Source organism: Flavobacterium cerinum, assembly GCF_024496085.1.
Classification (GTDB): domain Bacteria; phylum Bacteroidota; class Bacteroidia; order Flavobacteriales; family Flavobacteriaceae; genus Flavobacterium; species Flavobacterium cerinum_A.
In genome coordinates this window covers 543,624-556,743 of the sequence record NZ_CP101751.1, presented here as the reverse complement: position 1 = coordinate 556,743, position 13,120 = coordinate 543,624, and the positions used below count along the sequence as shown (strand labels likewise).

At 38.7% G+C, this 13,120-nt stretch carries 9 protein-coding genes; 4 read left to right on the top strand and 5 right to left on the bottom strand.

The window, feature by feature from the left end; all coding sequences use genetic code 11:
- Positions 1 to 20: 20 nt before the first annotated feature.
- The 4 genes from accB to NOX80_RS02465 all read left to right on the top strand — a co-directional run bounded on the left by accB (position 21) and on the right by NOX80_RS02465 (position 3,691).
- Positions 21 to 512 carry an acetyl-CoA carboxylase biotin carboxyl carrier protein gene (accB, locus tag NOX80_RS02480; RefSeq protein WP_256551759.1) on the top strand — a complete coding sequence of 164 codons (492 nt, stop codon included), beginning with the start codon at positions 21 to 23 and terminating at the stop codon, positions 510 to 512.
- A 90-nt stretch (positions 513 to 602) separates the two neighbouring features.
- Positions 603 to 1,952: an acetyl-CoA carboxylase biotin carboxylase subunit gene (accC, locus tag NOX80_RS02475; RefSeq protein WP_256551758.1), complete on the top strand. Its 1,350-nt coding sequence runs from the start codon at positions 603 to 605 to the stop codon at positions 1,950 to 1,952.
- Positions 1,953 to 2,048: 96 nt separating this feature from the next.
- On the top strand, positions 2,049 to 3,116 hold the full coding sequence (locus tag NOX80_RS02470; protein WP_256551757.1) for a hypothetical protein: 1,068 nt from the start codon (positions 2,049 to 2,051) through the stop codon (positions 3,114 to 3,116).
- Entirely contained in the window at positions 3,116 to 3,691 is a 576-nt protein-coding gene (locus NOX80_RS02465; protein WP_256551756.1) for a DUF481 domain-containing protein, read from the top strand. The genes NOX80_RS02470 and NOX80_RS02465 overlap by 1 nt, the downstream gene beginning before the upstream one ends.
- A gap of 37 nt (positions 3,692 to 3,728) precedes the next feature.
- Here NOX80_RS02465 and NOX80_RS02460 read toward each other — a convergent pair whose 3' ends face one another.
- From NOX80_RS02460 to NOX80_RS02440, 5 genes are all read right to left on the bottom strand, one after another.
- Positions 3,729 to 4,925, bottom strand: a complete 1,197-nt coding sequence (locus tag NOX80_RS02460; protein ID WP_256551755.1) for a hypothetical protein — start codon at positions 4,923 to 4,925, stop codon at positions 3,729 to 3,731.
- Between the two features lie 105 nt (positions 4,926 to 5,030).
- Positions 5,031 to 6,227, bottom strand: coding sequence for an aminopeptidase C (locus NOX80_RS02455; protein WP_256551754.1), 1,197 nt, complete (start codon positions 6,225 to 6,227; stop codon positions 5,031 to 5,033).
- 214 nt (positions 6,228 to 6,441) lie between these two features.
- On the bottom strand, positions 6,442 to 7,143 hold the full coding sequence (locus tag NOX80_RS02450) for a hypothetical protein (RefSeq protein ID WP_256551753.1): 702 nt from the start codon (positions 7,141 to 7,143) through the stop codon (positions 6,442 to 6,444).
- A gap of 347 nt (positions 7,144 to 7,490) precedes the next feature.
- Complete coding sequence (locus NOX80_RS02445) at positions 7,491 to 9,392, bottom strand: S9 family peptidase (protein WP_256551752.1); 1,902 nt, start codon at positions 9,390 to 9,392, stop codon at positions 7,491 to 7,493.
- A 134-nt stretch (positions 9,393 to 9,526) separates the two neighbouring features.
- Positions 9,527 to 12,880 carry a GEVED domain-containing protein gene (locus NOX80_RS02440; RefSeq protein WP_256551751.1) on the bottom strand — a complete coding sequence of 1,118 codons (3,354 nt, stop codon included), beginning with the start codon at positions 12,878 to 12,880 and terminating at the stop codon, positions 9,527 to 9,529.
- Positions 12,881 to 13,120: the final 240 nt, after the last annotated feature.

The window sequence follows — 13,120 nt, the reverse complement described above, 5'->3', positions numbered from 1 at the left end:
AAATCAAAATTCCGAACAAGATGGATATTAGAGAAATTCAAAACCTAATCAAATTTGTAGCGAAGTCTGGTGCTACTGAAGTGAAATTAGAGATGGATGATTTCAAAATCACCATTAAAACTACTGAAGCAGGAGCGACCGAAACTACTTATGTTCAACATGTTCCAATGCAAGCGGCTGTTCCGCAAGTGGCAGCACCTCAGGCAGTAGCAGCACCTGCACCTGCACCTGCTGCACCGGTAAGTACTCCGGCTGCTGACGACGATTCGAAATATGTAGTGGTAAAATCACCGATTATCGGAACATTATACCGTAAACCGTCTCCGGACAAAGCGCCTTTCGTAGAAGTTGGTAGCACAATCAATAAAGGAGATGTAGTATGTGTTATTGAAGCAATGAAATTGTTTAACGAAATCGAATCGGAAGTATCCGGTAAAATCGTTAAGGTATTAGTTGATGACGCTTCTCCGGTAGAATTCGACCAACCGTTATTTTTAGTTGATCCATCATAAGAAATTTTAAATGCAAAATTTTAAATGATGGTTTTTTTATGCCTCATTTAAAAGAATTTAAAATTTAACCCGAATTTAAAATTTCAAAAGATGTTTAAAAAAATATTAATCGCAAACAGGGGAGAAATTGCACTTCGTGTAATCAGAACCTGTAGAGAAATGGGGATAAAGACCGTAGCAGTATATTCTACTGCCGATGCAGAAAGTTTACACGTAAAGTTTGCTGACGAAGCGGTATGTATTGGCCCCCCGCCAAGTAATTTATCCTACCTGAAAATGTCGAACATTATTGCTGCTGCTGAAATTACAAATGCAGATGCAATTCACCCAGGTTACGGATTCCTTTCGGAAAATGCTAAATTTTCGAAAATTTGCGAAGAGCACGGTATTAAATTTATCGGTGCTTCTCCGGAAATGATCGAAAAAATGGGAGACAAAGCTACGGCTAAGGCAACCATGAAAGAAGCAGGTGTTCCTACAATTCCAGGTTCAGAAGGTTTATTGGAATCGTATGAGCAAGCTAAACAATTAGCGAAAGAATTCAAATATCCGATCATGCTAAAAGCTACTGCCGGTGGTGGTGGTAAAGGAATGCGTGCCGTTTGGAAAGAAGAAGATTTACAAAAAGCATGGGAAAGTGCCCGTCAGGAAGCCGGTGCAGCCTTCGGAAACGATGGTATGTATATGGAAAAACTGATTGAGGAACCACGCCATATTGAAATACAGATTGTGGGCGATTCTTACGGAAAAGCTTGTCACCTTTCTGAAAGAGATTGTTCGGTTCAACGTCGTCACCAAAAATTAACAGAAGAAACACCTTCGCCTTTCATGACTGATGAATTGCGTAATAAAATGGGTGAAGCTGCGGTTAAAGCGGCAGAATACATTAAATATGAAGGTGCCGGAACGGTTGAATTCCTGGTTGACAAACACCGTAATTTCTACTTCATGGAAATGAATACACGTATCCAGGTAGAACACCCGATCACAGAACAGGTTATTGATTATGATTTGATTCGTGAGCAGATTTTAGTAGCTGCAGGAGTGCCGATTTCAGGTAAAAACTATTTACCGCAATTACACTCTATCGAATGTCGTATCAATGCTGAAGATCCGTATAACGATTTCCGCCCGTCACCGGGAAAAATCACTACGTTGCATTCACCTGGAGGACACGGAGTACGTTTAGATACGCACGTTTACGCCGGATATACTATCCCGCCTAATTATGACTCTATGATTGCAAAATTGATTACAACGGCGCAAACAAGAGAAGAGGCAATCAATAAAATGAAACGTGCTTTGGATGAATTCGTAATCGAAGGAATTAAAACTACAATTCCGTTCCACAGACAATTAATGGATAATCCTGATTATGTTGCCGGTAATTATACTACAAAATTCATGGAGGATTTTGTAATGAAAGACCCGGTAGAATAGTCATTCGATGATAGAATTTTAAAATCTCACATAAATGTGAGATTTTTTTTTGAAATTATTTTGAATATTATATATTTGAGCGACAAAACAAACCTTATGAAATTTAAAAAATTACTTTTAGGATTGGCAGTGTTCGCTACCATTCTTTATTCCTGTTCGTCCGAATCATCATCGGATTCATCATCTTCTCCGACAACTGTTGCTGAGGATAAGCAAAATATTTCAAATACATTTGACAGCTTTTATAACTGTCTGAATACGTTGGATGACGGAGAATTGTCGAATTTCTTGCTATATTCACTATTCAACTCCGGAAACCAGGAATATAACGACTCCTGGATCAAAAGTATTTCCAATAAATTTGAAGCGCAATACGGTAAAGTGTTTATCAATAATAAACTGCAATTTGCTAACCGTGCCGGTGTATATGTATGGAATCCTACATCGCAAAACTGGACAAAACAATCGTCTTCAAATATTGTTACATTGAAGTTCCCGTCACGTCAGAATCAAACAGAAAATGATGCTGAGTTTAGCTTAAATTCATATAACGATACATCGGTATCATATACTTCGGAGACGTATTGGTTACCAACTCAGGTTAATCTGACACTAAAACGAAATAATAATCTTGTTTTCTCATTGAATGCGTCTAATATAACATTTGATGTTAATACAAATTTCAGTATGCCGACTAATGCTGATGTGGTTATCTATACCGCTCCGTATACGCATAATTTTTCATGGAGAAGAAACTCTGCTGTTGATTTCCAGTTGACCTATAACTCTGCTACGCCACAGGGATGTACCAATGCCATTGTAACGAATGTGAAATTAAAGCATTCTGATTATGGTAACATTACATCAGTAAGCGATGTTAAAACCGTAAACGGAAATGTAGCGGTTGGTAATCTGAAAATCGTTTATGCAGCCAATGTAGAGGCAATTACAGCTTATGACAATCCGACACCGGCTCAGATTAATAACAATACGAATGCAGAAGTGTATTATAATAACTTCAAAATCGGAAACCTGATTTATGATGAAGTGAATGGAGTGTCTAAGTTTTACATTGTGTATTCTGACGGTTCAAGAGAAAATGTAGATGTGTATGTAGCCGACTTCGAAACTAAAATCAGAAGTATCTTTGCAAATTACCTGTAATGTCTGTAAAAAATAAAATACTATTTATAGTATTACTGAGTTCTTTAGGTTGCTTTTCGCAAAATGAAATTCAAAAAACAACCGATACAATACTATTTCGAAGCCGTTTAGGAATAGGCATTTCTAATTTTATTAACTCGGCGTTTTCATCGGATAAAAATGCATACAATCTGGAATACCGTTATGCTCTAAATAAAAAATATGCATTGCGGGCCGGAGGAAGTTATGAAAAAGATGATAGTGAAGGCGGGTTTACGGAGATTGGATTAAAGTTGGGCGCTGACAAAGTGTTTCGCCGAAATAAACTTTGGACGTTCTATTTTGGAGCCGATTTAATGAGCAGCTACTCGAATTTTAAAAATGTAAATAAAGATAATTATGCCGTTGGAATAGCCCCGTTTTTGGGGATTCAGTTTAATGTTGTGGATAATTTTTCCATATCAATAGAACCGGCATTGTATTTTAAATATAATATCGTTGTAGACAATGCAACATTTTTAGAAAAGAAAACAACAACCTGGTCGGAATCCGGCTTCGGGAAGTTGGGTTATATTCAGCTAAATTTTCATTTTTAAGTAAAAAAACCTCACTTTATAGTGAGGTTTTTTGTTTCTAACGGTTAAAAGGTGTTTCGTTAATCCAGTGAAATCCACGATTGGTAAGTAAGAAGTCTTCTTTGGTTTTTCGTTTTAAGTCAATCTCCAATGAATCTTTTGTATATAGAAGTAATCCGTTTTTTGTTTTTTCATAGCGGAAATGTTCTGTTTTACCAGTCGATTTGGAGTCATCCGTAATTTCGCGGAGTATTATGTTTCGGGTCATGGTGTCGATGGTAGAAGTGAATTTAATTTCCGTGTTATCGGTATAGCGAATACCGGCACCATCATATGTTTCAAAAACAAAATGAAGATATTTGGATGGTTTTTCAGACGGAACTACTTCGTAGCAACCATAGAGAACCGGCTCTTTTTTGTCTTGATTTTGCATTTTTAGATAAGCAATTGAGAATGCGGTAAATATGCCTACCGACAATACTAGTTTGAAGCCGGTTTTAATATAATGTAATATTTTTTCGGAACGAGCGTCGCCCAGATAAATTTCACTTCCTTTTTTCGGAACAGCTTTGTCCTGAATAAAGAAATAAAGCAGTCGGGTACGATCAAAATACAATAAAATTAAAGCGGCCAAAAGCATGTGCATTGAGCTGAGTTTAACCGGAATGTCATAACAGAAATTCATCATAACAATGTTGGAAGTAACACCGGTAAGTATTACGGCTCCTAATGTAACGGTTTTCCGATTTAATAATAACAAACCGCCTGTAACTTCCGCAAGTCCTGTAAAAGCGGTGTAATAAGGAGAATATTGCATAAAGGTCCACGCAAGTCCCATCGGGGAAGATTCACCGTAAGGCTGAGCTAAACGAAAGTAATGCAGTGGCGGAAACTGGAACGGAAACACTTTACTGAATCCGTAAATAAGCATAAAAAAGACAAGATATAATCGCAAAGTAACCTCAAAAAGGTAGCGTAGAATAGCATAGCTGTTTTTGACTGTGATTTGACGAATTTGCATGCTGACTGGTATTGCCAAAATAAGACTTAGACACAAATGCCAAAATGTTTCAAGATACTTATAGGTGTTGTCTCCGCTGCCAAATCCGCTGGCATCGAAAGAATATTCGATATGAAACAGCGCACTGGCTGACCAGTAAATCAAAGGATTTAAGATCAGGGCAAAAAGAAAGCTGAATAAGTGAAAAATAAAATAAATAAAAAGAAAATTCAGCAGATACTTCTTTATCGTCATATTATCATCAGTTTTTATAAATATAACTGGATTTTTAGATAAATAGTATATAAAAAAAATCCCGGAAGCCCGGGATTTGATTTTGATTGATGATGATATTGTAAATTATAATTTTAGCTTTTTTGCAATCGCCGATGGAATAGCTCCTTTGTGAACCATGATATCGGTAGTTTTGTATTTTACAAAGTCTTTAGTCATATATAAATACCCTTTGTAGTCGTTTGTAACACCCCATGAGTTTTTCACGATATAATATTCTTTACCGTTTTGGTCTTTGGAGATTCCAACGATGTGCATTCCGTGATCATCAGTAGTGGTATAATTGTCAAAAGCTTTCTGACGTAGTTCTTCTGTGATTTTCATTTCCGGTTTCGGACCGTTAAACATATCCGCTTTTTCTTCCGGAGTCATGTCTGCAAAGTTTTTTTCTGGAATAAAAGCAACACCGTTTTTCCAGCTAAATCCTTTTTCGCTTACATCACCGGCCCATGCTACAGTATATCCTTTTTTGATAGCATTATCAACGATTTCCGTTAATTCATCCATTTTTACGTTGTAAACCTGATCGAAAGCCCAGTTATCCGGTACTAATAAAGTAAATTTAGAGTAGTAAGGATATTCCTGTAATGAAGAAATTTCTACATAATCATCCGCATTAATTCCTACTACTTCTTTAGCAAACGATTGCGGAGTATATTTTTTTCCTTTATAGTCAAATGAAGCAGGTACTTGCCCAAGATAAGAGTCGATTACAGCAGTATACGCTTTTTCCCAGTTTGGTGTTAATTCTCCGTTTGGATTTTTAACAACAGCCTGTAATACACCTTCCATAATACCGCTCATTTCGGCAAATTTATTTTTATCTGTTCCGTATTGTAATCCGGTGTAAACACTTTGCGGAACAGCACCATATTTACGGTACATATTCATTACATCGTGGAAAGCACCACCGTCACCTAATGTAACGGCACCATGCATACGTACATACATTTTTCCTTTTTCTACATAAGCATTACGAGCAGAGAAAATCTGAGATAATTCAACAGGTTGTTTGCCCATTCGGATCATTTCCGACTCAATAAAAGAGTTGGCAGAATAACTCCAACACGTTCCTGAAGACCCCTGGTTTTTAATAGAAGTGTTTTCCAGGTTAATAACATCGGTAAATTTAAAAGACTCTTTACTGTTAGAACTCGCATTATTCTTTAAAGCATTTACTAAGTTGTCCTGTGCGAATCCTGAACTTAAACCCATCAATAAGGCAGAAGCCAATACAACCGGTTTAATAGAAAAATTGTACATAATTTAATTTTTTTGATTTCATTAATTTGAGTCCGAAATTAGGATCTTGTTACACGGGAAACCAAATTTTAACACATATTTATGCTTTTAATAACCTTTGTGAAAAGGATTTTCTTACGACAGGTGTTTTGTAGTGAATGTTCAATGGATATACTGACAGTCAAAAACGGGATTTAGTAGAATAAAATAGGGGGAATTGCTGAAAAGTTTCAGCTTATATTTTAAAACTTCGCAGATGACGGAATTCGGGAAGTTGATTATAATCCGTCTTTTTAATATGCGATTTGATTTCCTGTGCGAGTTGAGTTAATCGAGTGCAGGTTTCTTTTCGGGTATTTTTAATTTGCAGGAGCTCAGTATACGTTACAATTACAGCATCATTAACATACGTCGCTTTTTCCTGTATCGAAAGTAGTGCAGCTACCGTAAGATTTTTGTTCGACGGTGTATACGTTTTATCCAGACTTTTAAGATACTGAATGAGTTCGGAAAATAAACGGATTTGAGAGGTGTAAGATAGGTACGATTGGTTGATATTGTTTTTGACACTGCTGTTCCCAACGTTATGAACTCTGTTAGAGCCTCGTATTTCGGATATATAATCGGAAACCTGAATGGCTTCCTTAGATGTTTTTCCATAATGAGTTTTAACGTAAGCTCCGATTAGGGAAAGCCGTTTGCGGATTGCATTATCTTTTGAGACAAACAATTGCTTTAAATCTTCCACAGTCTGAGAATAGTGTTGTTTTTTAAGGATGATAACAGCATTTTGTTTTTTAATAGTAGCGATTGCTGTTTTTAATTCGTTAATAGTCGGGTTGAATTCAGATGGAAGAGCGGTTTGCTCTAATAACGTCAGCAGTTTTTCTGCATTTATTACTTTAGATGTAAAACCGGATTCAGAACATGATCTCATAATATTGAAATTAAATTAATAATAAGGCATATAAACGACTGTTCGCAACTTAAAGGAAAGTTGTAAACACTTTTGGGGAGATGATCTTTCCGGTTTTAAAACCAGAATTGAAATAAATGGGGGATGATTCGAAAGAATCTGAGGGAATTTGAATTATAAATATATAAAAAATAAAATAGGTATTGTGCTAACTAGGTAATATTGAGGTGAAATATAATATATAATCTATATTCGGGTATTTTTTGCTGTAGAAAATGCAAACGATATTATTTTATTTTAACGATGCTGCGCTTCAAAACCGGATAGGATGAAATAAAAAAACCGAAGCATTTGCTTCGGTTCTGTTATTATAAGGTTTCTTTTAACCATTTAAAAAATTCACGCTGCCATACCAGGGCGTTCTGTGGTTTTGTCACCCAGTGATTTTCTTCAGGGAAAAGCATAAAACGGCTTTTAATACCTTTTAGTTGTGCGGCTTGAAAAGCTTCTTGTCCTTGTCCGATTGGTACACGGTAATCTTTTCCGCCCTGAATAACCAGAATCGGAGTATTCCAGTTGTTCACCAGTTTTATAGGGTTAAATTGGTTGTATGCTTTTTGAGCTACGGCATTATCGGTTTCCCAATACGCTCCGCCATGATCCCAGTTATTAAAGAATACTTCTTCGGTAGTGCCGTACATACTTTCAAGATTGTAAACACCACAGTGTGAAATAAAAGTTTTAAAACGATTTTTATGGATACCCGCTAAATAAAATACAGAATAACCACCGTAACTGGCACCTACAGCACCTAGACGGGATTTGTCTACATATGATTCTTTGGCAACGTCATCAATAGCTGAAAGGTAATCGTCCATTACTTGTCCGCCCCAGTCTTTACTGATTGCTTCATTCCATTGAACACCATGACCCGGCATACCGCGACGGTTAGGTGCTACAATAATATAACCCTGTGAAGCCATTAATGAGAAATTCCAACGGAAGGAATAACTTTGTGTTAAAGCAGATTGTGGTCCGCCCTGACAATATAATAAGGTAGGATATTTTTTCGTTTTGTCGAAGTTAGGCGGAAGAATCACCCATACTAACATCTTTTTACCGTCAGTAGTAGTAACATAGCGTCTTTCCGTTTTGCTTAATGCCAGTTTGCCATAACTTTCGTTGTTTACGGTTGTAAGTTGTTTCCAGCTTTTTTTCTTAAGATCATAAGCATAAATTTCCGGAGCATGATTCATATCTGTACGCGCTACAATAGCGTTATTACCATTAATACCGATTAATTCGGTAACGTCGAAATCACCATTGGTGATCTGGTTAACGCGTACGGCAATTTTGGTTAATCCCGGGAAGTTTACTTCAAATAATTGTCGGGTTCCGTCCACAGCGGCAATAAAATACACTTTTTTACCGTCGGCACTCCATTTAAAACCGTCTACTGTTCCGTCCCATCCGCCGGTAAGGTTGATGTTGATTCCTTTGTGGTTTACAATGATGTCGTTTTTGTCGGCCTCATAACCGTCACGTTTCATTTGCAACCAGGTTAAGTCACCATTAGGAGATAAAGAAGGATGCGTATCATATCCCGGATTGTTTTCGGTCAGATTACGTGTCGTTTTAGTCGCAAGATCATATTCGTATAAATCCGTATTGGTACTGATAGCGTATGCGGTACCGGCTTTCTTTTTGGAAACATATATAATTTTGGAACCGTCTTTTGACCAGATGTAATCCTCATCGGCGCCAAATGGTTTTTGCGGTGAATCGTACGGTTCGTCTTTCATGATATCGATAGCACGTGCTTTATCGGTGTTTTCAGCATAAAAAACGTGATTGTGTGTTCCGTCATTCCAGGTGTCCCAATGACGGTAATCTAACCCGTCATAAATCTGAGCTTCCGCTTTTTTTAATTCCGGATAAAAATCTTTTCCTAATACCTTGGCTACTTTTACCTCTTTATGCGACAAAATATATTTTCCGTCAGGCGAAAGATTTTTATCGGCAACCAAACCTTTAACGTCCGGAACTTCGGTAGGAATACCACCGTTTACCGGAATCGTATAGTATTTAGAGTTAAGCTTGTTTTCGTCAATGGAAGGTGTCGCTACTTTGTAAACAATATTCTTCCCGTCTTTAGAAATCCCGATAGGGGAAAGACGTCCCAGTTTCCAGAGAATATCCGGATTCAGGGTTTCTTGTGCTGTGCTTGTCAGTCCCATCATACCCAGGGTTAAAATAAGTAGTTTTTTCATTCGTGAATTAATTTTAAAAAAGAAAGCTTAAAAGTAAGCATTTTATTGGGATTAGACGGATAATGCAAAAATGAAAAAGCGACCCGGTAACCGGGTCGCTTTCGAAGGATTAATTAAGGGCTAACGCAAAGCGATTATCGTTTGATAAAACGTTTGCTGCTAACCGTATCGTTATCATTGATTTCAAGGATATAATTGCCGGTTGTGATATTGGTAACATTTACCGAGTTATTGTTGATACGTCCGCTTTGTACTTCCTGTCCTAATAAATTAAAAATTCGGAAGGTAGCTTTTTCGGAAACATTGGTAATGTTTAGAATATCGCTTGTCGGATTCGGATATAACTGTATTTCAGTTGTGTTCGTATTACGACTGTAGTTTTCTTCCCTTGCTGAAGAAGTGATTGTTACGGTATAGTCTTCTACTTCGCCATAGGAGAAGGCTTCACAAGATGTTGGGACACCGTTGTATTTCATGGAAACACGCATTCTGGTAGCGCCGTTCAAAGCTGTTGTCGGTACGGTAAAAGAACCGCTGGCCGGTGTTGCGGTAGAAGCAGCTCTGCTCCATACTAATTCGCCGGTATCGGCAAAATCGCCATCCTGATTGTAATCAATCCAAACGGCAAAACCTTCTGAATAAGCCGTTCCGGTCCACGTTGGTGTTACGGTTATAGTGTTGGAAGATCCTTTTACCAGATTCGTATTGATACTGGTAAAATCAGAATACCCGGTTCCGCCTGTAGAGGCATTGTTGATGGTGCCAAGTTGAACGCGTCCGATGTATTCATCGGCAACGCTGTTTCCTTTAGAAGTACAATAGGTAACCGGAGTTGTTCCGCCGGTTTGCAGGTTTACAGTATAATCTTCTACTTCACCATAAGAGAAAGCCTCGCATGCTGTCGGTACTCCGTTGTATTTCATGGAAACACGCATTCTTGTTGCTCCGGTGATTGCAGTTGCCGGAACGGTAAAGGTTCCGGTTGCCGGTGTAGTGGTAGAAGCCGTTCTGCTCCATACTAATTCACCTGCATCGTCAAAATCCTTATCACCGTTATAGTCAATCCATACCGCAAAACCTTCAGAATAGGTACTTCCGGTCCAGGTTGGCGTTACTGTAATAGTGTAGGCAGTTCCTTTGTTCAGATTTGTAGAGATACTGGTGAAATCAGAATATCCGGTTCCGCCTGTAGAAGCATTGTTGATGGTGCCAAGTTGTACACGTCCGATATATTCATCGGCAACACTATTCCCTTTGGATGTACAATAACTGGCAGTCGCCGGTAGTGTTGTTACAGAAACAATATTGCTTTCGGCTGAAATATTACCGGCCGCATCTTTTGCTTTAACCGAGAATGTATAAGTGGTATTAGCTGTTAATCCGGTTACATTATAGGTCGTTGTTGTTACCGTTCCTAATAATGTTGTACCGCGGTATACATCATAACCGGTTACACCTACGTTGTCGGTTGATGCAGTCCAGGATAGGTTGGTTGTTGTTTGTGTTGTTCCTGAAGCGGCTAAACTGGTTGGTGCTGTCGGCGCTTCAATATCGCCTCCGGTTCCTCCGGTAATGGTAAAGTTTACATTTGAAATGTCAAAGAAAATATGATTGGATCCTTTTACCATGATTCGGTTTTGAGTTCCGGGATTATTCGGTACAGTAATCGTTTGCGTTCCGTCATTTGGTGTTCCGGACAGAATAGTAATCGGATACGTATTTCCGCCGTCGGTTGATAATAAGATATCGACATTCGCAGCGTTTACACCGTTAGCAGTTGTTCCGGCTACATTCCAGGTTACGGTTTGTGTTGATCCGGCGGCCCAGGAAACGGCTGTATTAGGTGCGCTTACTGTAAACGGACCGGCTGTAGCATTAACAGATACAACCATGTCGTCACTATTATTGGCTGGTCCTCCGGCTCTGTTGTCGCGTACCGTCAGACGGAAATTCATAGTACGGGCTACATTAGGTACGGCTTCCCATTTCCAGGAAGTGGCTCCTGTTTTAATAGTCGACATTTGAGGGAAATAACGTATAGCAGAAGTGGTTGGAATAAACGATTTAAACGCAGGTCCGGAAGTAGCTGTAACACTAGGATAAGTAGTAGATGAGGTTCCGGAGTTCATTTGTTCCCAACAATAGGTTAAGGCATCTCCGTTAGCATCGGTGGCACTACCGGTTAACATAAAAGGAGTGCCTTTCGGAATAGTATAGTCTGCTCCGGCATTTGCTGTAGGAACGGAATTTCCGGTAGCGGTATTGGTCTGACAAGTTGTGGTTTTTATGTAATTGGTTACTTGTTCGATACTTACAGCGTGAAAAAACGGATCACTGTGTGCTTGTACATCCGTTGCTCCTGTAATACCGGCATAGCCCATTATCGTAGTACCGCTTCCCGGTTCGTTTTGTACGCCGGTTCCTTCGTTGCTAAAAGTAAAAGTATGGTTGGCACCAAATTGATGTCCCATCTCATGAGCTACGAAATCAATATCGAAATTGTCGCCTGTAGGAACGGTACTGGTTGTAAAACCACTTCCTTTGTTCGTTTTACAAACGCAACCGATACAACCTGCATTTCCGTTGTTCCCGATAGCTGACATCAGGTGGCCTACATCATAATTGGCCGATCCGATAACGCTGGTTAAAGTAGATTGTAACTCGGAGTTATAATTGGCATCCGTACTACCGTAAGGATCGGTACCGGCATTGGTGTAAATAACCGCATCTGTATTGGAAATTAATACCATACGTACACCGAAATCCATTTCAAAAACACCGTTTACACGTGTCATGGTATTGTTGATAGCAGCTAGTGCCAATGCTTTGGTTCCGCCGTGATAACTGGTGTATTCTCCGGTTACCGACATAGCCAGACGGTAGGTACGCAATGTACTGTCATCGGCATTCGGACGAAGCGCTTCTCCTGTATTACTTACTTTGGAAATGGCATGATCCAGTACTTCACATTCGAATTTTGTAAAGCCCGCCATTTTATCGGAACGTTTATAAATGGAATATGTCTTTAAATCGGTCGTATAAGGCTCGATAAAAACCGTTTGTTTATCGGCAGCCGTTCGCATGGTTTGTACACCCAGTGGAGAAACACTAACGCGGATAATGGCTGAAGGATCATCAACACCTTGTCCTACATATGATTTTATTTCCGGATAACGAGCGGCTAATCCCGGTTCCATAACAGAAGCTTCCGTCATTCGGAACCGTTCTAATTCACCATCGGCATTCGGGAAAGCAATAATAATGCTCGACTTGGCATAGGTTTGCGATCGGTCCGGAGCCTGTAGCAGTGCAGTTTTAAGTCCGTTCAAATCCAGATTAAACAGGTTTTTAGTAGGAAGTGGTGCTCTCTTTTCAAAAGTAGCTGTGTTACTTTTGGATGAAGACACTTTCCAGAAGGTGTTCCCGTTTTGGGCAAAAGAAACACTTGTTATTGCTAATATAGCAATTGAAAGTAATTTACGCTTCATAAGTTGTGAGTTGATTTGGTTAAATTTATAAGATAACAAATGTATTTTAACATTTTATCTTATGAATAATTAAAATGAGACATAAGTGAACCTTATCTTAATCTTATCTTTTTATAGCCTTAAAATAAATTGCCGGTAGTTTTGGTAAATTCGAAGAAGAAAAAGGAGCGTAAGCGGGTATTAAATTCGCTTTTTATGAAAATAGGAACAGGCAGTTTGGAAAAATATAACTATTTTCAC